Source organism: Streptomyces sp. NPDC054794, from assembly GCF_053611585.1.
On sequence record NZ_JBSHAQ010000002.1, the window covers coordinates 223,365 to 245,611 of the forward strand.

Sequence of the window (22,247 nt, forward strand, 5' to 3'; positions counted from 1 at the left end):
GGATCGCGGCCGATCAGGCCATGCCGCCGGCGACGGCCGGCAGGATCGTCACGTTGTCGCCGTCGGAGAGCTTGGTGTTGATGCCGTCGAGGAAGCGGACGTCCTCGTCGTTGAGGTAGACGTTGACGAAGCGGCGCAGCTGGTCGCCGTCCACGATGCGGGCCTGGACACCCGCGTGCCGGGTTTCGAGGTCGGCGAACAGCTCGGCGAGGGTCTCACCGTTGCCCTCCACCGCCTTCTGACCGTCGGTGTACTGGCGGAGGATGGTGGGAATGCGGACCTCGATGGCCATGGTGGCGGGCTCCTGTCGGGAAAGGTTCAGGATGGGGCGCCCCCTGCTCCGACGGAGCTGAGAGCTTGGGGAGGGCGTGCGGCGCCGCGCCGCGGCTCACGGCCGTGCGGCGGCAGGGGAACGTCAACAGATGGCGCTGTTCAGCCTGCACAGGTCGACGTGCAGCCGCGCCACGAGCAGCAATGCCCAAAAGGGCTCCGACGCCTTCTCGCTCACGTCGTTCAGAACCATGGGCTCATCGTATCGATTCCCGGTCCGGGTCCCGGAATGTGATCTCGCATCGTGGATGGGAACTGACCGCATCGCGGGATCAGTAGGCCTCCACGACCTTGACCTCTTCCTCCGTGACCTCGCCCTCGACGATCCGGAAGGACCGGAACTGGAACTCGCCCGCCCCGTCGGCGTCCGCCGTCGACACCAGGACGTAGTGGGCACCGGGCTCATTGGCGTAGGAGATGTCGGTGCGGGAGGGGTAGGCCTCGGTCGCCGTGTGGGAGTGGTAGATGATCACCGGCTCCTCGTCGCGGTCGTCCATCTCGCGGTAGAGCTTGAGGAGGTCCTGCGAGTCGAACTCGTAGAACGTGGGCGAGCGGGCCGCGTTCAGCATCGGGATGAAGCGCTCGGGCCGGCCGGCGCCCACCGGGCCCGCGACCACGCCGCACGCCTCGTCGGGGTGGTCCTCACGCGCGTGGGCGACGATCTTGTCGTGCAGGGCCTGGGTGATGGTCAGCATGCCGGCCAGCATAAGCAGAGGGCCGTCCCGTACCGAAGACTGGTACGGGACGGCCCGTATGCCGGACGCCCTGAGCGGCGGCCGCAAAGGGTGCCACGAGTACTCCCTGCGGCCGGGCGTCCTCCCGGTGAGGTCAGCCGACCTTTTCGAGCTCCGGCTCGCGGCGCTCGGCGACCTGCGGATTGCGGGCCTTGAGGACCGCCCAGCCGACGCCGAGGGCGGCGGCCCAGCCGGCCATCACGTAGAGGCAGATGCGGGAGTCGGCGTCGTACGCGATCAGGCCGGTGACGAAGAGCAGGAACACGATGGCGATCCAGCTGCACACCGCGCCGCCCGGCGCCGGGAAGGAGGAGGCGGGCAGCTTGCCCGCGGCGACCGCGCGGCGGTAGAGCACGTGGCTGATCAGGATCATCAGCCAGGTCCAGATGCCGGCCGCGGTGGCGACGGAGGTGACGTAGCCGAAGGCCTTCTCCGGGACGATGTAGTTGAGGACCACACCGATGGCCATGAAGGCGACGGAGACGGTGATGCCGAACGCCGGGGTCTTGGAGGCGGACAGCTTCCGGAAGATGCGGGGGGCCTCGCCGTTGTCGGCCAGGGTGCGCAGCATGCGGCCCGTGGAGTACATGCCGGAGTTGCAGGAGGACAGGGCCGCGGTCAGCACCACGAAGTTGACGATGCCCGCGCCGGCCGGGATGCCGATCATCGCGAACGCCTTCACGAAGGGGCTGACGCCGTCCGCGAACTCGGTCCACTTCACCACGCACAGGATGACGGTGAGGGCACCGACGTAGAAGAGCGCGATGCGCCAGGGCAGGGTGTTGATCGCCTTCGGCAGGGTCTTCTCGGGGTTCTCGGACTCGCCCGCCGTGACACCGACCAGCTCGACCGCGAGGTAGGCGAACATGACGCCCTGCAGGGTCATCAGGGAGGAGCCGACGCCCTTGGGGAAGAAGCCGTCGAACTGCCACAGGTTGGCGACCTGCGCGGTGTCACCGGCGGCGCTGAAGCCGAAGGTGAGGACGCCGAGGCCGATCACGATCATGCCGATCAGCGCGGTGACCTTGACCATCGAGAACCAGAACTCGATCTCGCCGAAGAGCTTCACGGAGATCAGGTTGGCCACGAACAGGACCACCAGGAACACCAGTGCGGTCACCCACCGCGGGACCGACGGGAACCAGTAGTTCACGTAGATCGCGGCGGCCGTCAGCTCGGCCATGCCGGTGACCACCCACATCAGCCAGTACGTCCAGCCGGTGAAGTAGCCGAAGAACGGGCCGAGGAACTCGCGCGAGTACTCCGCGAACGAACCCGAGACGGGGCGGTAGAGCAGCAGCTCGCCGAGCGCCCGCATGATGAAGAAGACGATCACGCCCGCCAGGGCGTACATCAGGATGAGGCTGGGACCGGCCTTGGCGATGTTCGCCCCGGCTCCCAGGAAGAGGCCGACGCCGATGGCGCCGCCGATCGCGATCATCTGTACCTGGCGGCTGCCAAGTCCGCGCTCGTACCCCTCTTCGGGGGTCTTCTCCGTGTCGACCTGAGCGGAGGTCATGTGTGCTGTGCGCCTTTCTCCATGCCGAACCGGGCCTTTCGTCGGCCTCGGATCGGGTTTCGATCCCCCCGGATTGATGGAGCGGGGCGTGCTTCGCGAGCCTGCCCGTGCCTGGCCGGCGGTCGCCGGCTCGGTGGCGCACCCGGCCGAACATGGGTGGTGTTCGCCGGGCGGTCGTGAAGATTTATCACGGCCGCAACAATGATCGGCGGGGCCGCCTGTGGCGCACGACACAGGAAGAACCGGACAAAAAACGCCCAGTGGGTGCATACCAGGCCGCAACGGTGACGGGATCGTTATCCGGATTTGAGCGTCCTCTGAGCGAACGCGAAACCGGGACGGATCACGACATCAGGGACGTCGTGATCCGTGCGAGAAATTCCGGGCCGGGATTACGGCATCGGGATTACGGCATGAGGGTCTCGACGAGACTCTCCTGGAGGCCGCCCAGCCACAGGTACGCCATCACCATCGGCTTGCGCGGGTCCTCGTCCGGCAGCCGGTAGAGCAGCTCGGTGTCGTCCTCGCCGACGATCTCCAGCCGGGAGCCGATCGCCAGGCGCAGGTCGTTGAGCGCGCCCAGCCACTGCCGGGACTCCTCGGGGGAGAGCTTGAGGACCGCGCTCCCCTCGCCCACCGGGGACAGCGCGTCCAGCGAGCGGATCACCATGAGGGCGTTCTCCCGCTTGCCGGCCCGCAGGTCGTTCTCGGTGTAGCGGCGGAACTCGGCCGAGTGGGCCTGCTGCTCCTCGGCCTCCCCCGGCGAGTCCGGGACCCGTTCCGGGTCGCAGTAGGCGTCCGGGAAGAGGCGGCGCAGCACCGGGTCGGCGGGCGGCTCGCTCGGACCCTCGGCGAACAGCTCGGCGAGCGGGTCCGCGGGGGCGTCCTCGGCGGGGCCGGGGCCGATGAGCTCCATGAGCTGCACGGCCAGCGACCGGATGATGGAGATCTCTACGTCGTCCAGGGCGACGGCCGCGCCGCCGCCGGGGAGCGGTTCGAAGGTTCCTGACATGGAGGCGATTCGCTACTTCCGGTCCTGCTGGAGGGTGGCCCACAGACCGTAGCCGTGCATGGCCTGCACGTCGCGTTCCATCTCCTCGCGACTGCCACTGGAGACGACCGCCCGGCCCTTGTGGTGGACATCGAGCATGAGCTTGTGGGCCTTGTCCTTGGTGTAGCCGAAGTACGTCTGGAAGACGTACGTCACATAGCTCATGAGGTTGACCGGGTCATTGTGGACGATCGTGACCCAGGGGACGTCCGGCTCGGGGACGGCGAAGACCTCCTCCGCCGACTCGGTGCGTTCGATCTCTACGGGAGCGGGTGACGTCACATGGCCCATGCTGCCACGCACGCGATAAATCGTCACACTGACGAAATGGGCGTAGCATGCATTGCCATGCTCCATACACCGGGGGGACAACCCCCGGACCCCCGGCCGGGCCGGGGACCCGGAAACTAATGGGCCAGGTGAGGTTTAGTGAGCGTGGCGGACCTTGGGCTGCCGGTGGATGTCCCTTCGACGGCGCTCTTCACGGACCAGTACGAGCTGACGATGCTGCGGGCCGCGCTGAAGGCGGGTACGGCCGAACGGCGCAGCGTGTTCGAGGTCTTCACCCGGCGGCTGCCGGAGGGGCGGCGGTACGGCGTCGTGGCGGGCACCGGACGGGTGCTGGACGCGGTGGCGAACTTCCGGTTCGACGCCCGCGTCCTCGACTTCCTGCGGGAGCGGAAGATCGTCGACGAGGCGACCCTGCAGTGGCTGGCCGACTATCGCTTCGGCGGTGACATCTGGGGCTACCCGGAGGGCGAGGTGTACTTCCCAGGCTCGCCGATCCTGCGGGTCGAGGGCTCGTTCGGGGAGTGCGTGCTGCTGGAGACGGTGATCCTCTCCGTCCTCAACCACGACTCGGCCATCGCGGCCGCCGCCTCGCGCATGTCCTCCGCCGCGGCCGGCCGCCCGCTGGTCGAGATGGGCGCCCGCCGCACCCACGAGCTGGCCGCCGTCGCCGCCTCGCGGGCCGCCTACATCGGCGGCTTCGCGAGCACCTCCGACCTGGCCGCCGGCTTCCGCTACGGCATCCCGACGGTGGGCACGTCCGCGCACGCCTTCACCCTGCTGCACAACCGCGAGCGGGACGCGTTCCAGGCCCAGATCGACTCGCTGGGCCGGGGCACCACGCTGCTCGTGGACACCTACGACGTCGCCGAGGCCGTCCGGACGGCCGTCGAGGTGGCCGGGCCGGAGCTGGGCGCGGTGCGCATCGACTCCGGCGACCTGCTGCTGGTCGCGCACCGCGTGCGGCAGCAGCTGAACGAGCTGGGCGCCGTCGACACGAAGATCATCGTGACCTCCGACCTCGACGAGTACGCCATCGCCTCGCTGGCCGCGGCGCCGGTGGACGCGTACGGCGTGGGTACGCAGCTGGTGACCGGCTCCGGGCACCCGACCTGCTCGATGGTCTACAAGCTGGTCGCGCGCGCCGAGTCCGCCGACCCGACGGCGCCGCTGGTGCCGGTGGCGAAGAGGTCCACCGGCGGCAAGACGTCCGTCGGCGGGCGCAAGTGGGCCGCGCGCCGGCTCGACGCGTACGGCGTGGCGGAGGCCGAGGTCATCGGCACCGGAGCGGTGCCCCCGGACCTGGCGGAGCACCAGCTCCTGGTCGAGCTGGTCAAGGGCGGCGAGATCGTCGCCCGCGAGCCGCTGGACGCGGCGCGCGACCGGCACGCCGCCGCCCGGGCCGATCTGCCCCTGTCCGCCACCCAGCTGTCGCGGGGTGAACCGGTCCTCGCGACGGAGTACGTCCAGGGGCGCTCGGGTAGCTAGAGCAGGTGCCCGCCGTAAGCGCCCCCGAAGGCCCCCTCCCCTACGCCCCCGTAACTCTCTAGGCTCGGAAGTTCACGGCCGGGCCCGCAGCCTTCACCACGAGATCCCATAGCCGAAGGACACCCACCATGCGCCGCGCCTTGATCGTCGTCGACGTGCAGAACGACTTCTGCGAGGGGGGCAGCCTCGCGGTGGCCGGCGGCGCCGACGTGGCCGCCGCCATCACCGAGCTGATCGGGCAGGCGCCCGCCGGATACCGGCACGTGGTGGCCACGCGCGACCACCACATCGCGCCCGGTGGCCACTTCGCCGACAACCCCGACTACGTCCGCACCTGGCCCGCACACTGCGTCGCCGGTACGGAGGGCGTCGGCTTCCACCCGAACTTCGCGCCCGCGGTCGCCTCCGGGTCGGTCGACGCGGTGTTCGACAAGGGGGCCTACGCGGCGGCCTACAGCGGGTTCGAGGGCCGGGACGAGAACGGGGTCCCGCTCGGCGACTGGCTGCGGGCACGGCAGGTCGACGAGGTGGACGTGGTCGGCATCGCCACGGACCACTGTGTGCGCGCCACCGCGCTGGACGCCGTGCGCGAGGGCTTCCGTACGCACGTCCTGCTGGACCTGACCGCCGGGGTGTCCGAGGAGACCACGGGGCGCGCCCTGGAGGAACTGCGGGCGGCGGGCGTCGAGCTCTCGGGCAAGCCGGTCGTCTGAGAGCCGAGCCGCCTACACCGGGGCCACGGGCGGCCTGATCAGACTCCGGATGGGGCGCCACAGCTCCGTGGTGGAGACACCGTTGTCGGGAGCCGTACGCCATATCAGGCCGTCCGGGTGGTGCAGGACCGCGGTGATCTCGTCCGGGGTGGGCGGGGCCGCGTTGCCCCGCAGGTAGACCGCGCGCATGCCGAGATTGCGCAGCCTGGTCAGGGCTCGCGCCCGGTTCTGGGCGTGCACGAGTACGCGCACGCTGCCGGAACCGTCGGCGGCGGGGCGGGGCAGATTCAGCGCCACCACCACCGTGCCGTTCGGCAGCTTGCAGAAACCTCCTGCGGCCATGCGGTCACACCCCCGTGTGCGTCAGTGTCAATAAGGGATCCACAGGACGCACCTAAACACGATCGGCGGCGACCCGCCAGGGGGTCACCGCCGATACGCTTCTGACCTGCAAAAACGTGGACTACTTCACCGCAGGACCGACCTGGAGGAAGATCGTGGAGCCGTTCTTGGCCTCCTTGACAATCTTGATCTTGGTGTCGGTGTCAGTGATCTTGACGCCACCGGTCGGGTTCGACTCGTCGTAGTAGGTGCTCGTGTGGTCGTTGAAGACCGACACACCCTTCGACGACTTGATCTTGGTCGCCTTGTCCGCCAGGTGCAGCGTCATGCCGTCCGTGCCGTACAGGCTGAACGGCGAGTCGTACGCCTGGATGCGGTTGCGCATCAGGGTGCCGTCGGCCCACTTCAGCGCCGTCGGGTGCGAGTCGACCGGGAGGACCAGGCCGACGCCCGGGTGGACGCTGGTGTTGTTGTCCGCCTGGGAGGTGTCCCACTTCCAGATCAGCAGACCGTTCTGGTACGGGTAGTGCTCCACCCAGTCCGGACGGGTCGTCGAGAAGCCGAAGTTGTACGGGCCGACCTTGAGGGTCTTGTCGTACGACACGTACTGGCGGTTCTCCGCGATGTAGTACTGCGCGTAGTCCTTGGTGAAGGACGCGCCGATGCGGGAGAAGCCGTTCGCGGTCCAAGCGGCGTCCGCGGACTCGGCGTTGTCGGAGAACACGGTCGCGCCGTCGGCGGTCAGCGTGATCTCGTCGGCCGCGAAGCCCTTCTGGGCCACGCCACCGTCGGTCGCGTAGCGGAAGCGGACGTCGATCTTCTTGCCCGCGTAGGCGTCCAGCGAGTACGACAGCTTCTTGTAGCCGTCGAGCGTGCCGGTCAGCGCCGGGGCGCCGCTGGCGTCGCGCGGGATGGCCTGGCCGTCCACCGTGCCGTCGATCGCGGTCCAGTTGGCACCGCCGTCGGTCGACACCTCGGTGTAGAGGTAGTCGTAGTTGGCCTCGATGTCGTACCAGCCGTCCAGGGACAGCGTGGCCGAGGACTTGCCGGTGAGGTCGACGGAACGGGTCAGCGTGTTCTTGAGGTTGTCACCGCTGCCGCTCCACCACTGCGTCGAACCCTGGGCCGGGTTCACGATGGTGGTGGTGACCGCCTTGTCCGGCAGGTTGACCACGAGGGCCTGCTTGTCCCAGGTGTTGTACTCGGCGACGCCCAGCTTGTGCGTGGACTGCTTGCCGGCCTTGGCCGTGTCGTAGTTCAGCCAGCCGAGCTGCAGCTTGTCCCAGGCGCTGAAGTCGCCCGGCAGGTCACCGATGGAGTCCTTGCCCCGGCCGAGCCAGGAGCCGGAGGACATCAGCGTCCAGAAGCCGGTGGAGTTGTCCCCGTTGCCGGTGGTGTCGTAGTGGTCCGGCAGACCGAGGTCGTGGCCGTACTCGTGGGCGAAGACGCCGAGTCCGCCGTTCTCCGGCTGGATGGTGTAGTCGCCGACCCAGATGCCGGTGTCGCCGATCTGCGCGCCGCCCAGCTTGTTGCCCGTGGGGCCGGTGGCGCCGGCGTCGGTGCCGAACGCGTACCAGCGGTGGGCCCAGATCGCGTCCTTGCCCTGGACGCCGCCGCCCGCGGACTCGTCCTCACCGGCGTGCACGATCTGGAAGTGGTCGATGTAGCCGTCGGGCTCGTTGAAGTTGCCGTCGCCGTCGAAGTCGTAGCGGTCCCACTGGTCGAACTTCGCCACGTCCGCCTTGATCTGGGCGTCGGTGCGGCCGGCCGCCTTCTGCTGGGCGACCCAGGAGTTCAGACCGTCGCTGACGACGTTCCACACGCTCGGGCAGTTGGTGGAGCCGCAGGCGTTGTTGCCGTAACGGGCCTCGTTGTACGGGACCTTGACCCAGTCGGCGACCTCGCCGTCGACCGAGTAGCGGCCCGAGGACTCCTTCTCGTAGAACTTCTTCATCGACTCGACGTTCTTGCCGGTGCCGAAGTAGAGGTCCTGGAAGTGCTTCTTGTTGTAGTCCTTCTGCCAGGCCGTCGAGTTGTCCTTGGCCCGGTCCGGCGCGGCTATCTTGTTGTGCAGCGGGCCTGCCGTACCGCCGTACTTCGGGTCGGTCTGGTCGCCGAACTCGACGAGGATCGTGAAGATCTTGTCGGTCTTCTCGCGGCCGAGTTCGACGAACTTGCTGTCGCCCTTCTTGCTCTTGAGCTGGACGACCTGCGAACCGTTGCGGTCCTTGACCTTGGCCTCACCGGATATGACCTGGTTCAGCGCCTCCTGGCGCTGGGCCTCCTGGGTCTTGCTGAGTGGACCGTCGAGGTTGTGCTCCTGCTGCTTCACCGGCGCCGGGTCGTGCCGGTGAACCGGGGCGGACTTGGCTGTCGTGCTCGCCTCCGCGACCGCGAAGGTCGAGAACGTGGCCGAGGCCGCCGCGAGCGCGACGCCGATCGCGGCCGCTCTGAACTGCCAGGTTCTACTGATCACTTGAGTTCCTCCCCCGCGCCGCGCGCACGGGAAGAGGGATCCTGGTCTTGGAGGGTCCGTGCGCGCACGATCAACGCGTTGTAATCAAGTGACGACATTTGACTAGAGGTTTACGAGAAAAGACAGACCTTGACTTGGCCACATCAAGTGCACTATGCGGAGACGGCGTTCGCTTTGCGAACACCACCTCGCGTACGACTCGACCGGCGCGCGAGCCTGTCCGCCTGGTGGACGCCATGACTCCGTGCGCCCCCGATGCACCGGTACCGTGGGTTAGGTCACGCTTACCGGCGGTTCCTCTCGGGCATGCACGCGATTAGAGTCGAATGGTGGAACGCCCGGAAGTCGGCGGAAAGCCAGGCCGGTTACCCGTCTCACCCCCAATATCTTCCGAGGACACGATTGCCATGCCTCGTCCGACTGCCGCACAGCTCGCCTACGGTTCGTGCACCGTGATCTTCTCGACGCTCGCCATGCTGCTGCTGTCTCAGACGAGTTCGGGTCTGGGGATCACGGTCATCGCCCTCGCCGCGCTCGCCCTGGGACTGCTGGTCGCCATGACGGTGCCCCTGCCCGGGCCACGCACGCTCGTTCCGGCGGACCAGGCCGCGGCGCCGGCCCCCGAGGAGCGGGTGCCGGCTCCCCGGGAGCCCGTGGCCGCCGCGGTCGAGCCGATACGGGAGCCGACCGCTCCCTGACGCACGCGAGACGGCGGGTCCGTGAGACTTACGGACCCGCCGCCTGCTGTCGCCCCTGTGTTCGGCTCGCACCGCTCGGCTCGCACCGCTCGGCTCACGTGGTGCTGACCACCACCGTCTTGGCCGCCTTGTCGTGCACGCCCTGCTTGTAGGGCCGGTCGAAGTAGCTCCAGCCGCCCGCGATCGCGGTCCAGATGCAGGCGCAGCAGAACGCGAACGGGATCCACAGCACGAGCGCGCGGACCAGCGAGGTCTGGGTGGAGGGCGTGGAGCCGTCGTCGAGGTTGGCCACGCGCATGCCCAGCCACTTCTTGCCGAGCGTCTGTCCGGTCCTGGCGATCAGGACGGTGTCGTAGGCGACGAAGAGCACGGCCGCGATGAGCGACTGCGCGAACGACTTGGTGACCTCGATCCGGTCGCCGGTCATGGTGTACTCGCGGACCCCGAAGGCCAGGGTGAGCAGCCAGACGACAATGCCCACCAGGATCATGTCGATGATCCGGGCGAGCGTGCGCTTGCCGCTGTCGGCGAGCGGGGGCATACCGGCGAGGGGGTCGGCGGGGTAACCGCCGCCTCCGTAGGGGCTGCCGGGGGGTGGGGGGCCGCCCGGAGGAGGCCCACCGGGGGGTGGAGGTCCTCCCGGAGGAGGCCCGCCTGGAGGTGGGGGCCCGCCCGGGGGCGGCGGCTGGCCGCCCGGACCGCCCCAGGGCGGGGGTTCGCCGCCCTGGCCGCCGGGCGGAGTACCGCCGCCGGGCGGGGTGTCGTACGGCGAGCCCGAACCCTGGCCCGACGGGGGCCGTTTGATGAACGGGTCGTCTTCCGGGGGCTGCTCTCCGGAGCCGGGGGGCGGTTCGGTACTCATGGCCCGAGTGGACCGCGAACCCTCGGGCTCCGCATCCCACGGGCATCCGTACGGGGGACGGAACTCAGCCGGCGACGAAGGTGTGCGCCGCCTTGTCGTGCCAGCACTGGTGCCAGGGGCGGTCGAACAGACACCAGAGGATGCCGACGACGCCGATGCCGAGCAGGCCGGGGACGGTGTACACGAACCAGCGGCGCAGGGACAGGCCGAAGGTCGGCGGCTCGTGGCCCTCGATGTCCCGCACCGCCACACCGCACAGCCTCTTGCCCAGGGTGCGGCCCCACTTGGCGGTGGGCAGCACCTCGTAGAGAAGGCCGGTGACGAGGAGGACGGCGAGGACGATGCCGAGGTACGCGCCCGTCGTGCCGTCGAGCAGCCAGACGGTGACGGTACGACCGGAGAGCTCGGCCGCGTCGATCTTCTCCTGGACGTGGTCGATCGTCCGGCCGGCGAACGGCAGGGCCGCCGCCGCGGTCACACCGCCGACGACCAGGGTGTCGATGAGCCGGGCGAGCAGCCGCTTGCCGAGGCCCGCGGGTCGCGCCGCCGCCTGCCGCCGTGCCATCGCCTGGAACGGGTCCTCCACCGGCGGCTTCCACGGGGCCACGGGCTGCTCGTCGCCCGCGCCCGCGAGCCGGTGCACCTGCTGGGCCCAGGACGACTGCCCGCCACCGGAACCGGAGGTCACGGGCGTGGCCGAACCTGCCTGCGCGGGAGCCCCGGAACCGGCCTGCATCGGGGCACCGGCCCCTGACTGCGGGGGAGGCACCGCCGCCGACTGCTGGGGCACGGACGGCGCGGCGGGCGACATGGGCGACGCCGCACCGGAGGGCTGCCCGGCCTGCGGGACTCCCCCCGCCACCTGCCCCGGCATCCCGGACTGCGCCTGCCCCGGCGCCGCCTGGGCCTCGGACTGCGCCTGGGCCGCCGCGGCGCGGGCCGCCGCCTTCCCCGCTCCGAAGCCGGGCCGACCGGCATTGCCCGCGCCGCCGCCGCCCGAGCCCGCCCCGCCAACACCCGCGGTACCGGCCGCGGTTCCCGGCGTACCCACCCCGACGGGTCCCTGCACCGGCCCGCCGGCCGCTCCCGCCGCCCCCTGGCCGGGGACGCCCGCGGCACCGGAGCCGGCGCCCGGGACGGGGCGGCGGAACACGAACGTGCCGTCGGAGGGGACGTCGGTCGGGTCGGCCGGCGGGATCGTCGCCGTGCCGTCCGTGCGATGGGCGTGGCCGTCCGGGTGGGACGGGAGGTCCGCGGGGATCCTCGGGTCGGCGCCCCAGGAGACCCGGCGGTCCTGCTCGCCGCCGAACCCGGCCTGCCGGGACCGGTCGGCCGCCCAGGCCGAGGCCGGTTGCTGTCCCGGAGACGCGGGCTGCGGGTCCTCGTCGAAGAAGTGCGGGCCCGTCTCCTCCACGACGGGAGCCGCCGGCAGCCTGCCGGGCGGCGGGGCGAGCGGTTCGCCGTCCGTCGGCGCCGGCCGGCTCGTGCCCGGCACCCAGGCCGCGCCGTTCCAGTACCGGACATATCCAGGAATGGACGGGTCCGGGTAATACCCTTCGCGGGGCCTGTCGTCGCCGGGGGCCGGGGTTGGGGCGCTCATGTCCGTCGTCCCGTATCTGCTCGGGGGTCGTCTGGGAGCCTCCACATCTATCAGACCCGCACCTCCCCCAGCGCCAGTCCCGCCGTACCCACTCCTTTCCGGGCAACGCCGTACACCTGCTTCACAGGTCCGACAGGTTCGGAAACCGGCTCGGAAAAAAGTTCTCCGATTCCGCGTAATGCCCGCGCCCCCGCCCCCTCTCACCCGTACGGGCCCGCCGACGGGACCCGTACACCCGCCCGAGAGAGGAAACCCACGCCATGGACTACACAGTGGTGGAGCGCGAGCTCGAACTGCGGCTCGTCCTGTCGCCGGAGCGCAGCGTCCCGGTCCCGGCCCGGCTGAGCTACCGCACCGACGACCCGTACGCCGTCCACGTCACCTTCCACATCAACTCCGAGCACCCCGTGCACTGGACGTTCGCCCGCGAGCTCCTCGTGGAGGGGGTGTTCCGGCCGTGCGGGCAGGGGGACGTACGGGTGTGGCCGACGAAGGTGGACGGCCGCAGCGTCGTCCTGATGGCGCTCAGCTCGCCCGACGGCGAAGCCCTCCTGGAGGCGCCCACCGCCCAGGTGTCCGCCTGGCTGGAGCGGACGCTGCGGGCGGTGCCCCCGGGGACGGAGGGCGAGCAGCTGGGGATGGACCACGTGCTCGACCAACTGCTCGCCCGGTGAGACGACGGCAACCAGAGTCGGAGTCAAAGCCAGAGCCAGAGCCAGAGCCAGAGCCGGAGCCGGGGCTGGAGCCGGAGTCAGAACAGCTTGCCCGGGTTCAGGATGCCGAGCGGGTCGAAGACCTGTTTCACCGCCCGCTGCATCTCCACCCCCACCGGGCCGATCTCCCGCGCCAGCCACTCCTTCTTCAGGACGCCGACGCCGTGTTCGCCGGTGATGGTGCCGCCGAGTTCCAGGCCGAGGGCCATGATCTCGTCGAAGGACTCGCGGGCCCGCCGCGACTCCTCGGCGTCCTGGGCGTCGAAGCAGACGGTGGGGTGCGTGTTGCCGTCGCCCGCGTGCGCGCAGACGCCGATGGTGAGCCGGTACTTCTCGGCGATCCGCTCGACGCCTTCGAGCATCTCGCCGAGCCGGGACCGGGGCACGCACACGTCGTCGATCATCGTCGTGCCCTTGACCGCCTCCAGGGCGGTCAGGGACAGCCGCCGCGCCTGCAGCAGCAGCTCGGACTCGGCGGCATCGTCGGCCGGTACCACCTGGGTGGCGCCGGCGGCCTCGCACAGCGCGCCCACGGCGGCGAGGTCCGGGGCCGGATCGGGCGTGTCGAAGGCGGCCAGCAGCAGCGCCTCGGTGGACTCCGGGAGGCCCATGTGGGCGAAGTCGTTGACCGCCTTGACCGTCGTACGGTCCATGAGTTCCAGGAGCGACGGCACATGGCCGCCGGACATGATCCGGCACACGGCGTCGCAGGCGGCGGCCGCGGAGGGGAACTCGGCGGCGAGCACCAGCTGTTGCGGCGGTTTCGGCTTCAGCGCCAGGACGGCCCGCACGACGATGCCGAGCGAGCCCTCGGAACCGACGAACAGGCGGGTCAGGTCGTAGCCCGCGACGCCCTTCGCCGTACGGCGCCCGGTGGACATCAGCCGGCCGTCGGCCAGGACGACGTCCAGGCCGAGCACGTACTCGGCCGTCACCCCGTACTTCACGCAGCACAGCCCGCCCGAAGCCGTCCCGATGTTGCCGCCGATCGTGCACATCTCCCAGCTGGAGGGGTCCGGCGGGTAGCACAGGCCGTGCTCCTCGACGGCGCGGGAGAGGGTGGCGTTGACGACGCCGGGCTCGACCACCGCGATCCGGTCGACCGGGCTGATCTCCAGGATGCGGTCCATCTTGGTGAGGGACAGCGCGATGCAGCCCTCGGCGGTGTTGGCCCCGCCGGACAGACCGGTGCGGGCTCCTTGCGGGACGACCGGGACGCGTAGCTCGGTCGCCGTGCGCATGACGTGCTGGACCTCTTCGACCGTGCGCGGCAGGACGACCACGGCCGGGGCGCCGGCCGGGCAGAAGCTCGCCATGTCGTTGGCGTACGAGACCGTGACGTCGGGGTCGGTGACGACCGCCTCGGCGGGCAGGCCGGCCCGCAGCCGAGCGACGAGGTCGCCGGTCACCGCAGTGTCTTCATCGCGACGCGCTTCGATACGGCTCATGATCACAGCGTCGCACCCGGGGCCATCGGTGTGAACCCCGTCGGCCCCCGCCTTCGGCTGACGGGATGAGCTCGCCGCCTTGGCGCACAGTGAGCGCCATGGAGAACCGACAGTCCCAGCCGGGTACGTCCCTGGTGACGGAGCGGGCGCGGCCGCGGCGCTCCCGTCTGCTGCGGCGCGTGGTGCTCGCCTCGGCCGCCGTCGCCGGCGCCGCTGCCCTGGTCGGCGGGGTGCTGATGCTGCTGCCCGAAAAGCCGCCCGCGCGCAGGCCGCCCGCGCCGGCGCCCGCCCCCGGACCGCCGCGGGCGCTGACGGCGGTGACCGCCGGGGTGCCGGCCGCACTGTCCGCCCTCGCGGCCACGATCGGGGACCGCGAGGCCCGTCTGCGGACGCATCCGCGGGACGCGATGGCCTGGGCCGTGCTGGGGACGGCCTATGTGGAGCAGGGACGGCTGACCGCCGACGTCACGAACTATCCGAAGGCCGAGCGGGCGCTGCGGAGCTCGCTGCGGGTGAAGGGCGAGAAGAACGCCGAGGCCCTGGACGGGCTGGCGGCGCTGGAGAACGCCCGGCGGGACTTCGCGGCGGCCAAGGACTGGGGCGAGCAGGCGCTGAAGGCGGCGCCGAAGCGGTGGACGTCGTATCCGCCGCTGATCGAGGCGTACAACGGGCTCGGCGACTACGAGGCGACCCGCAAGACGCTGGACAAGCTGATGGCGCTGAAGCCGGGAGGCGCCGCGCGGCCGGCCGTGATGGCGCAGGCCGCCGCCGTCTACCGGGACCGCGGCTGGCGCGAGGACGCGGCGGCCCAGCTGTCGGACGCGGCGGCGATCGCGCGCACGCCCGCCGAGCAGGCGGGCTATCTGGAGCGGTCCGGGCAGCTGGCCTGGGAGCGCGGGGACCGGGAGGACGCGCTGCGGCACTTCGAGGCCGCCGTACGGCTCGACCCGGAGCAGTCGGCCGCGCGGGCCGGGCAGGGGCGGGCGCTGGCGGCGCTGGGCCGGAGCGGGGACGCGCTGAAGGCCTACCAGGCGGCTCTGGCCAAGCGGCCGAGTCCGCAGTACACGCTGGAACTGGGCGAGTTGTACGAGTCGCTGGGCATGGGCCAGGAGGCGCGCGCCCAGTACGAGCTCGTGCGGGTGCGGGCCGCGCGGGACACGGCGGCCGGTGTCGACGACGAACTGCTGCTCGGCCAGTTGGAGGCGGACCACGGGGATCCGGCGGACGCGGTGGAGCGGCTGCGCGACGAGTACGAGTGGCAGCCCGGTATCGAGGTGGCCGACGCGCTGGGGTGGGCGCTGCACCGGGCGGGGGACGACACTCAGGCGCTGAAGTTCGCGGCGATCGCGACGGACAAGGCGCACGGGGGCGGGGTGCTCAGCGCGCTGTACGCGTATCACCGCGGGGTGATCGAGCGGGAGCTGGATCTGGACGGGTCCGCGCGACGGCATCTTCAGCAGGCGCTGCGGATCAATCCGTACTTCTCGCCGTCGCGGGCGGCCTCGGCCCGGGAGCTGTTGCGGGAGCTCGGAGAGCCGGGTGAGGACGGGATGCCGCCGGATGTCATGTGACCGTCGACCGGCGATCGTGACCGGTGGGCGCGGGGTGGTCCCCCGTCCTGCGGGTGCCCCTCCGTGGCACCCGCAGGACTGCTACGAGCTCACAGGTTGCCGCGTCGCTCCTGCTCGCGCTCGATCGCCTCGAACAGGGCCTTGAAGTTGCCCTTGCCGAAGCCCATGGAGCCGTGCCGCTCGATGATCTCGAAGAAGACGGTCGGACGGTCCTGGACCGGCTTGGTGAAGATCTGGAGCAGGTAGCCGTCCTCGTCGCGGTCGGCGAGGATCTTCAGCTCGCGCAGCGTCTCGATCGGCACCCGGGTGTCGCCGACCCACTCGCCGAGGGTGTCGTAGTAGGAGTCCGGGGTGTCGAGGAACTGGACGCCGGCCGCGCGCATGGTGCGGACCGTGCGGACGATGTCGTTCGTGTTCAGCGCGATGTGCTGGACGCCGGCGCCGCCGTAGAACTCCAGGTACTCGTCGATCTGGGACTTCTTCTTGGCGATGGCGGGCTCGTTGATCGGGAACTTGACCTTGAGCGTGCCGTCGGCGACGACCTTCGACATCAGCGCGCTGTACTCGGTCGCGATGTCGTCGCCCACGAACTCCTTCATGTTCGTGAAGCCCATGACCTTGTTGTAGAAGCCGACCCACTCGTTCATCCGGCCGAGCTCGACGTTGCCCACGCAGTGGTCGATGGCCTGGAAGGTGCGCTGGGCGGGCGGCTCGACCATCGGCTTCGCGGCGACGAAGCCGGGGAGGTAGGGGCCGTCGTAGCCGGAGCGGTCGACGAGGGTGTGGCGGGTCTCGCCGTAGGTGGCGATGGCGGCGAGGACGACGGTGCCGTGCTCGTCCTTCACCTCGTACGGCTCGGTCACCGAGCGGGCGCCGTGCTCGATCGCGTAGGCGTACGCGGCGCGCGCGTCCGGCACCTCGATCGCCAGGTCGATGACGCCGTCGCCGTGCTCGGCCACGTGCCGGGCGAGGAACTCGCCCCAGGCGGTGGTGGCCTTGATCACCGAGGTGAACACGAAGCGGGCGGAGCCGTTCTCCAGGACGTAGCTCGCGGTCTCGCGGGTGCCGTTCTCCGGTCCACAGTAGGCGACCAGCTTCATGCCGAAGGCGGTGGAGTAGTAGTGCGCCGCCTGCTTGGCGTTGCCCACGGCGAAGACGACCGCGTCCATTCCCTTGACCGGGAAGGGGTCGGCCTGCCGGGCGGTCGTGGCGGGAGAGAGGTCTGTGGTCTGCTGCGTCATAGCCGAAGGGTGGCCCCGCTCTGCAAGGTGCGCAATAGTTTGCGTCTTCGCTGGGCAATGTGTTCAGCGGTACGGCCGAAGCGGCGGCCTATCTGTACAGGATGACCATCCGGGAGGCGTCGTGGCGATCGATCATCTGGACGGATGCATCATCGTGCTGCTGGCCCAGGAGCCGCGCATCGGGGTCCTGGAGATGTCGCGGCGGCTGGGGGTGGCCCGGGGGACCGTGCAGGCGCGGCTCGACCGGCTTCAGTCGAACGGAGTCATCCGCGGCTTCGGGCCGCAGGTGGACCCGGCGGCCCTCGGCTACCCGGTCACGGCCTTCGCCACGCTGCAGATCCGGCAGGGGCAAGGTCCCGACGTCCGGGCGCATTTGGCGACCGTGCCGGAGGTGCTGGAGCTGCACACCACCACCGGCACCGGGGACATGCTGTGCCGTCTGGTGGCCCGCTCCAACGCCGATCTCCAACGTGTGATCGACCGGGTTGTCGGTTTTGATGGCATCGTCCGGGCCTCCACGGCGATCGTCATGGAGAACCCCGTTCCGCTGCGGATCATCCCGCTGGTGGAACAGGCGGCGGAGGACCGGGAGAGGACCTGACCGACCCGGCCGACCTGGGGTGAGGGCGCGTGAGCTTCTGGGAGTACCTGGTCGACCGGCACCAGCAGTTGTTCACGGACGCCTTCCAGCACGCGAGCGTCGTCTTCCAGTGCATGGTCGTGGCGACCGTGCTGGGCGTGCTGATCGGTGTGCTCACCTACGGCCACGAGTGGGCGGGCACCCTCGCGACCACGACCACCTCGACCTTCCTGACCATTCCCTCGCTCGCCCTGATCGGCCTGCTCATCCCGCTCGTGGGTCTCGGCGTGCCGCCGACGGTGATCGCGCTGACGCTGTACGGGCTGCTGCCGGTCGTGCGGAACGCGATCGTCGGGCTGCGCGGCGTCGATCCGGCGCTGGTGGACGCGGCGCGCGGCATCGGGATGTCCCGGCCGATGCGGCTGGCACGCGTCGAACTGCCGCTGGCCTGGCCGCCCATCCTGACCGGCATCCGGGTCTCCACGCAGATGCTGATGGGCATCGCCGCGGTCGCCGCGTACGCGTCCGGGCCCGGTCTGGGCAACGAGATCTTCCGCGGGATCGCCTCGCTGGGCAGCGCGAACGCGCTCAACCAGGTGCTCTCGGGAACGCTCGGGATCATCGTCCTGGCGCTGCTGTTCGACGCCGTGTGCGTGCTGATCGGGCGGCTGACGATCTCCGGGGGAATCCGTGCCTGAGCCCCGCGGCGCCGGCGGCGCGGGCAAGGGCACCGGCAGCGGCAGCGGCAGCGGTTCGCACGGCGCCACGATCGAGCTGGACGACCTGACCAAGCGGTACCCGGGCAGCACGAGCCCCTCCGTCGACGGCGTCAGCATGGCGATCCGGGCGGGCGAGACGGTCGTGCTCGTCGGGCCCTCGGGGTGCGGGAAGTCCACGACGCTCAAGATGATCAACCGGCTGATCGAGCCGACCGGCGGCCGCATCCGGATCGGCGGCGAGGACGTCACCGGCATCGACCCGGTGCGGCTGCGCCGCAGGATCGGCTACGCGATCCAGTCGTCCGGGCTGTTCCCGCACAAGACGGTCGCGCAGAACATCGCGCTCGTACCGCGGACGGCCGGCTGGCCGAAGGGGCGGATCGCGCGCCGGGTGGAGGAGATGCTCCACCTCGTGGGGCTCGACCCCGGCGAGTTCCACGACCGCTATCCGCGCCAGCTCTCCGGCGGACAGCAGCAGCGGGTGGGCGTGGCCCGGGCGCTGGCGGCCGATCCGCCGGTGCTGCTGATGGACGAGCCGTTCGGCGCGGTCGACCCGGTCACCCGTGACCGTCTGCAGGACGAACTGCTCCGGCTCCAGGGCGAGCTGCACAAGACGATCGTGTTCGTCACGCACGACTTCGACGAGGCGATCAAGCTGGGCGACCGCATCGCCGTGCTGCGCGAACGCTCGCACATCGCCCAGTTCGACACCCCGGAGGCGATCCTCACCCAGCCCGCCGACGACTTCGTGTCCGGGTTCGTCGGCGCCGGGGCCGCGCTGAAGCGGCTCAACCTCACCCGTGTACGGGACGTGAGGCTCGGCGACTGTCCGACGGTGAGCGTGGACACCCCGCTGCAGGAGATCTTCGACAAGCTGCGGACCAGTGGCCCGCGCGAGATCCTGCTGCTCGACCAACAGCGCCGCCCGTACAAGTGGCTGCGGCGCGGCGACCTGCTGCGGGCCGGGGGTTCGCCGGCCCGCGCGGGCGCGCTGGTGCGGGACACCGTGCCCGGGGACGCGACGCTGCGGGACGCGCTGGAGGCCGTGCTGACGGACAGCTCGGGGCGGGCGGCGGTGACCGGGCCGGGCGGGGAGTACGCGGGCGTGGTCGACATGGCGACGCTGACGAACGCGGTGCACCGGCTGCTGGAGGCCGACCGGCTGGAGGCGCTGGAACACCGGCACACGCCGGCCCGGGCACCGGCCCGGCAGACCCACGCGGCGCAGGAGGGCGACGGCGGGGTGAGCACGGGGTGACCGCTCCCGACCTGGAGGAGATCGCCGAGTTGACGCAGCGCCCTGAGGCGGGGCCGGCGACCGGCGCCCCGCCCGCGCCCGGCCCGGCGCGCCCGCACGTCACCTGGCAGAAGCTGACCTTCCTGCCGACCGCCCTGGTGGCCCTCATGCTGGCGACCTGGCTGTGGTTCGAACGGGCCGACCTGGACGCGATCTCCCGGAACGCGCTGGCCGGCGGGCAGGTGTCCAAGGCGCTGTGGCAGCACATCGAACTCACCGTGATCTCGACCTTCTTCGTGCTGGTCATCGCGATCCCGCTGGGCATCCTGCTGACCCGCCGAAGGTTCCGCCGGGCCGCCCCGCTCGTCCGGGCGCTGGCCAACATGGGCCAGGCGACCCCGGCGATCGGTCTGCTGGCCCTGCTGGTGATCTGGCTCGGCACCGGCATGACGCCGTCCCTGATCGGCATCACCGCCTACGCCGTGCTGCCGGTCCTGTCGAACACGATCGCCGGGCTGAAGGGGAACGACCCGACCCTCCTGGAGGCAGCCCGCGGCATCGGCCTGTCACCGCTGGGCGTGCTCCGGCAGGTCGAACTCCCCCTCGCCGTCCCGCTGATCCTGGCGGGCGTGCGTACGGCGCTGGTCCTGAACGTCGGCACCGCGACCCTGGCGGCCTTCGGCGGGGGCGGCGGCCTCGGCGTGCTGATCACCGCGGGCATCACCGCCCAGCGGATGCCGGTGCTGGTGCTGGGCTCCGTCCTCACCGTGACCCTGGCCCTGCTGGTCGACTGGCTGGCCTCGCTCGCCGAACTGCTGCTGCGACCGCGCGGGTTGGAAGTGGAGACGTGAGACGCGCCGCGGGTCTGCTGCTGGCCGGTGTGCTCGTCGGCGGCTGCGGGCTCTCCAGCGGCTCCCCCATGGTCGACTCCGTGCGGCCCGGCTCGATCGGGCGGGGCGAGCCGCTGAAGGGCGCCCGTCTCACGGTCACCTCGAAGGCCGACACGGAGAGCCTCGTGCTCGGCTCGATCATGGGCATCGCCTTCCAGGCGGCCGGCGCGCGCGTCATCGACCGGACCGGCATCCAGGGCTCGATCGGGGCGCGGGAGGCGGTCCGGAGCGGGGACGCGGACGCCATGTACGACTACACGGGCACCGCCTGGATCTCGTACCAGGGCAACAGCGAGCCGATCCCCGACCCGTACGACCAGTGGGAGGCGGTGCGCAACGCCGACGTGCGCAACGGGGTGAGCTGGCTGCCGCCGGCCCGGCTGAACAACACCTACGCCCTCGCGACGAACCAGTCGCTGGTCAAGAAGTACGGCATACGGACCCTTTCGGACGTCGCCGCGCTCGCCAAGTCCGATCCCCGATCCGTGACGCTGTGCGTGGAGGGCGAGTTCGCCAACCGGACCGACGGGCTGCGCGGGATGGAGAAGGCGTACGGGATGAACGTGCCCGCGTCCCGGGTCACGCAGATGGACACCGGGATCATCTACACCCAGACGGCGAAGGGGAGTTGCCGCTTCGGGGAGGTCTACACGACCGACGGGCGCATCGACGCCATGAACCTGACGGTGATGGCGGACGACAAGCAGTTCTTCCCCAACTACAACGCGGCTCCCGAGATCAACTCCGGGACGCTCGAGAAGTGGCCCGCCATCGCCGACGTCCTGAACCCCGTCACGGCCAGGCTCGACAACACCGTCGCCCGCACGCTCAACGCGAAGGTGGACGTCGACGGGCAGGACCCGCACCAGGTGGCACTGGAGTGGATGAAGCAGCAGGGGTTCGTGAAGTAAGGAGGGCCTAGCAGCTCGGTACCGAGCCCTTGCCCTTCTCCAGGGCGATCAGGGAGTCCACCGCGCTGTTCAGGGTGGTCACCGGGATCAGCCGGAGGCCCTTCGGCAGTTCGGAGGAGGCCTCGCCGCACTCGGCCTTCGGCACCAGGAAGACCGTCGCCCCGTCCCGGCGCGCGGCCTGCGTCTTCAGGGACACGCCCCCGACCGCGCCGACCCTGCCCGCGGCGTCGATCGTCCCGGTGCCGGCGATGGTGCGGCCGCCCGTGAGGTCGCCGCCGCTGCCGTCACCGTGCAGCTTGTCCACGATGCCGAGCGAGAACAGCAGGCCCGCGCTGGGCCCGCCGACGTCGGCCAGCTTCAGCGTGACGTCGACCTTCTGGTCGCTCAGGTCGAGGTACTTCAGCGCCGCCTGGGTCGCCGCGTCCTGGGACTGCTTCATCTGCTCGGCGTTGTGCTGCTCGATCTCCTTGACGGTGTTGCCGCTCGGGTAGACCGCCTCGTGCGGCATCACGGCCCGGTCCGTACGGAACCAGTTGCCGATCACGTCGGCGAGCGTGACGTCCGTGTCCGGGGCGGTCGCCTCGATCGTCGTCATGCGCAGCTGCCCGTCGGTCGGCCGGGTCGGCGCGCCGGAGATCGTGATCACCTCGGTGCCCTTGTTCTCGCCGAGCACGTTCGCCGTCATGCCGGGCTGCGCCACCGCGAAGGGCAGCGGCGCGAAGGCCGCCGTGGCGATCAGGGCCGCGACGGGCAGGGCGCAGACGGCGACGGCCTTCGGGCGCGTGAGACGAGAGAGCACAGGATCAATCTAACGTGACGCCGACTTCCGGCCAGGT

General features: G+C 70.7%; 23 protein-coding genes. 10 read left to right on the plus strand and 13 right to left on the minus strand.

Features of this window, described 5'->3' with window-relative positions:
* Nucleotides 1-13: 13 nt before the first annotated feature.
* The 6 genes from ACWGKT_RS03135 to clpS all read right to left on the minus strand — a co-directional run bounded on the left by ACWGKT_RS03135 (nt 14) and on the right by clpS (nt 3,925).
* Nucleotides 14-292 (minus strand): MoaD/ThiS family protein, encoded by a 279-nt coding sequence (locus ACWGKT_RS03135; protein WP_235460697.1) that lies wholly within the window; start codon nt 290-292, stop codon nt 14-16.
* A 123-nt stretch (nt 293-415) separates the two neighbouring features.
* On the minus strand, nt 416-523 hold the full coding sequence (locus tag ACWGKT_RS03140; protein WP_356142817.1) for a putative leader peptide: 108 nt from the start codon (nt 521-523) through the stop codon (nt 416-418).
* A 79-nt stretch (nt 524-602) separates the two neighbouring features.
* A complete protein-coding gene (locus tag ACWGKT_RS03145; protein WP_235460698.1) occupies nt 603-1,025 on the minus strand; it encodes a Mov34/MPN/PAD-1 family protein in 423 nt (140 codons plus the stop codon).
* A gap of 133 nt (nt 1,026-1,158) precedes the next feature.
* Nucleotides 1,159-2,583, minus strand: coding sequence for an amino acid permease (locus ACWGKT_RS03150; RefSeq protein ID WP_356142815.1), 1,425 nt, complete (start codon nt 2,581-2,583; stop codon nt 1,159-1,161).
* A gap of 406 nt (nt 2,584-2,989) precedes the next feature.
* The gene (locus tag ACWGKT_RS03155) at nt 2,990-3,595 is read right to left on the minus strand and encodes a DUF2017 domain-containing protein (RefSeq protein ID WP_235460700.1); all 606 of its coding nucleotides are present in this window, start codon (nt 3,593-3,595) and stop codon (nt 2,990-2,992) included.
* Nucleotides 3,596-3,607: 12 nt separating this feature from the next.
* Nucleotides 3,608-3,925, minus strand: a complete 318-nt coding sequence (gene clpS / locus ACWGKT_RS03160; RefSeq protein ID WP_235460702.1) for an ATP-dependent Clp protease adapter ClpS — start codon at nt 3,923-3,925, stop codon at nt 3,608-3,610.
* A 138-nt stretch (nt 3,926-4,063) separates the two neighbouring features.
* On the opposite strand from clpS, the gene ACWGKT_RS03165 reads away from it, so the two are divergent.
* Together ACWGKT_RS03165 and ACWGKT_RS03170 are read left to right on the plus strand one after the other, a co-directional pair.
* Nucleotides 4,064-5,410, plus strand: coding sequence for a nicotinate phosphoribosyltransferase (locus ACWGKT_RS03165; protein WP_356142813.1), 1,347 nt, complete (start codon nt 4,064-4,066; stop codon nt 5,408-5,410).
* Nucleotides 5,411-5,538: 128 nt separating this feature from the next.
* A complete protein-coding gene (locus tag ACWGKT_RS03170; RefSeq protein ID WP_235460948.1) occupies nt 5,539-6,123 on the plus strand; it encodes an isochorismatase family protein in 585 nt (194 codons plus the stop codon).
* 12 nt (nt 6,124-6,135) lie between these two features.
* Here ACWGKT_RS03170 and ACWGKT_RS03175 read toward each other — a convergent pair whose 3' ends face one another.
* Together ACWGKT_RS03175 and ACWGKT_RS03180 are read right to left on the minus strand one after the other, a co-directional pair.
* Nucleotides 6,136-6,465, minus strand: a complete 330-nt coding sequence (locus tag ACWGKT_RS03175; RefSeq protein ID WP_356142811.1) for a hypothetical protein — start codon at nt 6,463-6,465, stop codon at nt 6,136-6,138.
* A gap of 121 nt (nt 6,466-6,586) precedes the next feature.
* Nucleotides 6,587-8,941, minus strand: a complete 2,355-nt coding sequence (locus ACWGKT_RS03180; protein WP_453272240.1) for an immune inhibitor A domain-containing protein — start codon at nt 8,939-8,941, stop codon at nt 6,587-6,589.
* A 407-nt stretch (nt 8,942-9,348) separates the two neighbouring features.
* Here ACWGKT_RS03180 and ACWGKT_RS03185 point away from each other — a divergent pair, with 407 nt between their 5' ends.
* The gene (locus ACWGKT_RS03185) at nt 9,349-9,639 is read left to right on the plus strand and encodes a hypothetical protein (protein ID WP_356142807.1); all 291 of its coding nucleotides are present in this window, start codon (nt 9,349-9,351) and stop codon (nt 9,637-9,639) included.
* Nucleotides 9,640-9,733: 94 nt separating this feature from the next.
* Here the strand turns inward: ACWGKT_RS03185 and ACWGKT_RS03190 are convergent, their stop codons facing one another.
* On the minus strand, nt 9,734-10,501 hold the full coding sequence (locus ACWGKT_RS03190; protein WP_453272241.1) for an RDD family protein: 768 nt from the start codon (nt 10,499-10,501) through the stop codon (nt 9,734-9,736).
* A 64-nt stretch (nt 10,502-10,565) separates the two neighbouring features.
* Nucleotides 10,566-12,101 carry an RDD family protein gene (locus tag ACWGKT_RS03195; RefSeq protein WP_453272242.1) on the minus strand — a complete coding sequence of 512 codons (1,536 nt, stop codon included), beginning with the start codon at nt 12,099-12,101 and terminating at the stop codon, nt 10,566-10,568.
* Between the two features lie 260 nt (nt 12,102-12,361).
* On the opposite strand from ACWGKT_RS03195, the gene ACWGKT_RS03200 reads away from it, so the two are divergent.
* Nucleotides 12,362-12,775 (plus strand): SsgA family sporulation/cell division regulator, encoded by a 414-nt coding sequence (locus ACWGKT_RS03200; RefSeq protein ID WP_453272243.1) that lies wholly within the window; start codon nt 12,362-12,364, stop codon nt 12,773-12,775.
* A 77-nt stretch (nt 12,776-12,852) separates the two neighbouring features.
* Here ACWGKT_RS03200 and ACWGKT_RS03205 read toward each other — a convergent pair whose 3' ends face one another.
* Nucleotides 12,853-14,268, minus strand: coding sequence for an FAD-binding oxidoreductase (locus tag ACWGKT_RS03205; protein WP_356142800.1), 1,416 nt, complete (start codon nt 14,266-14,268; stop codon nt 12,853-12,855).
* A gap of 92 nt (nt 14,269-14,360) precedes the next feature.
* Between ACWGKT_RS03205 and ACWGKT_RS03210 the strand changes: the two genes are divergently transcribed.
* Nucleotides 14,361-15,833: a tetratricopeptide repeat protein gene (locus ACWGKT_RS03210; RefSeq protein ID WP_453272244.1), complete on the plus strand. Its 1,473-nt coding sequence runs from the start codon at nt 14,361-14,363 to the stop codon at nt 15,831-15,833.
* Between the two features lie 89 nt (nt 15,834-15,922).
* On the opposite strand, the gene hppD is transcribed toward ACWGKT_RS03210, so the two are convergent.
* Nucleotides 15,923-17,074 (minus strand): 4-hydroxyphenylpyruvate dioxygenase, encoded by a 1,152-nt coding sequence (gene hppD / locus ACWGKT_RS03215; RefSeq protein WP_235452810.1) that lies wholly within the window; start codon nt 17,072-17,074, stop codon nt 15,923-15,925.
* A gap of 121 nt (nt 17,075-17,195) precedes the next feature.
* On the opposite strand from hppD, the gene ACWGKT_RS03220 reads away from it, so the two are divergent.
* Genes ACWGKT_RS03220 through ACWGKT_RS03240 form a run of 5 tightly spaced genes read left to right on the plus strand, consistent with a single transcriptional unit; the run spans nt 17,196 to nt 21,411 of the window.
* The gene (locus ACWGKT_RS03220; RefSeq protein WP_453272245.1) at nt 17,196-17,675 is read left to right on the plus strand and encodes an Lrp/AsnC family transcriptional regulator; all 480 of its coding nucleotides are present in this window, start codon (nt 17,196-17,198) and stop codon (nt 17,673-17,675) included.
* A 29-nt stretch (nt 17,676-17,704) separates the two neighbouring features.
* Nucleotides 17,705-18,352, plus strand: a complete 648-nt coding sequence (locus ACWGKT_RS03225) for an ABC transporter permease (RefSeq protein ID WP_453272246.1) — start codon at nt 17,705-17,707, stop codon at nt 18,350-18,352.
* Complete coding sequence (locus ACWGKT_RS03230; RefSeq protein ID WP_453272247.1) at nt 18,345-19,631, plus strand: ATP-binding cassette domain-containing protein; 1,287 nt, start codon at nt 18,345-18,347, stop codon at nt 19,629-19,631. The genes ACWGKT_RS03225 and ACWGKT_RS03230 overlap by 8 nt, the downstream gene beginning before the upstream one ends.
* An 11-nt stretch (nt 19,632-19,642) precedes the next feature.
* A complete protein-coding gene (locus tag ACWGKT_RS03235) occupies nt 19,643-20,461 on the plus strand; it encodes an ABC transporter permease (RefSeq protein ID WP_453272318.1) in 819 nt (272 codons plus the stop codon).
* On the plus strand, nt 20,458-21,411 hold the full coding sequence (locus tag ACWGKT_RS03240) for a glycine betaine ABC transporter substrate-binding protein (RefSeq protein ID WP_453272248.1): 954 nt from the start codon (nt 20,458-20,460) through the stop codon (nt 21,409-21,411). The genes ACWGKT_RS03235 and ACWGKT_RS03240 overlap by 4 nt, the downstream gene beginning before the upstream one ends.
* Nucleotides 21,412-21,418: 7 nt before the next feature.
* Here ACWGKT_RS03240 and ACWGKT_RS03245 read toward each other — a convergent pair whose 3' ends face one another.
* The gene (locus ACWGKT_RS03245; RefSeq protein ID WP_453272249.1) at nt 21,419-22,210 is read right to left on the minus strand and encodes a S16 family serine protease; all 792 of its coding nucleotides are present in this window, start codon (nt 22,208-22,210) and stop codon (nt 21,419-21,421) included.
* Between the last annotated feature and the right edge of the window lie 37 nt (nt 22,211-22,247).

Coding starts and splice junctions, on each gene's coding strand:
- ACWGKT_RS03135 (WP_235460697.1), bottom strand. CDS start 292: ATGGCCATCGAGGTCCGCATTCCCACCATCCTCCGCCAGTACACCGAC.
- ACWGKT_RS03140 (WP_356142817.1), bottom strand. CDS start 523: ATGGTTCTGAACGACGTGAGCGAGAAGGCGTCGGAGCCCTTTTGGGCA.
- ACWGKT_RS03145 (WP_235460698.1), bottom strand. CDS start 1,025: ATGCTGACCATCACCCAGGCCCTGCACGACAAGATCGTCGCCCACGCG.
- ACWGKT_RS03150 (WP_356142815.1), bottom strand. CDS start 2,583: ATGACCTCCGCTCAGGTCGACACGGAGAAGACCCCCGAAGAGGGGTAC.
- ACWGKT_RS03155 (WP_235460700.1), bottom strand. CDS start 3,595: ATGTCAGGAACCTTCGAACCGCTCCCCGGCGGCGGCGCGGCCGTCGCC.
- clpS (WP_235460702.1), bottom strand. CDS start 3,925: ATGGGCCATGTGACGTCACCCGCTCCCGTAGAGATCGAACGCACCGAG.
- ACWGKT_RS03170 (WP_235460948.1), top strand. CDS start 5,539: ATGCGCCGCGCCTTGATCGTCGTCGACGTGCAGAACGACTTCTGCGAG.
- ACWGKT_RS03175 (WP_356142811.1), bottom strand. CDS start 6,465: ATGGCCGCAGGAGGTTTCTGCAAGCTGCCGAACGGCACGGTGGTGGTG.
- ACWGKT_RS03185 (WP_356142807.1), top strand. CDS start 9,349: ATGCCTCGTCCGACTGCCGCACAGCTCGCCTACGGTTCGTGCACCGTG.
- ACWGKT_RS03190 (WP_453272241.1), bottom strand. CDS start 10,501: ATGAGTACCGAACCGCCCCCCGGCTCCGGAGAGCAGCCCCCGGAAGAC.
- ACWGKT_RS03195 (WP_453272242.1), bottom strand. CDS start 12,101: ATGAGCGCCCCAACCCCGGCCCCCGGCGACGACAGGCCCCGCGAAGGG.
- ACWGKT_RS03200 (WP_453272243.1), top strand. CDS start 12,362: ATGGACTACACAGTGGTGGAGCGCGAGCTCGAACTGCGGCTCGTCCTG.
- ACWGKT_RS03210 (WP_453272244.1), top strand. CDS start 14,361: ATGGAGAACCGACAGTCCCAGCCGGGTACGTCCCTGGTGACGGAGCGG.
- hppD (WP_235452810.1), bottom strand. CDS start 17,074: ATGACGCAGCAGACCACAGACCTCTCTCCCGCCACGACCGCCCGGCAG.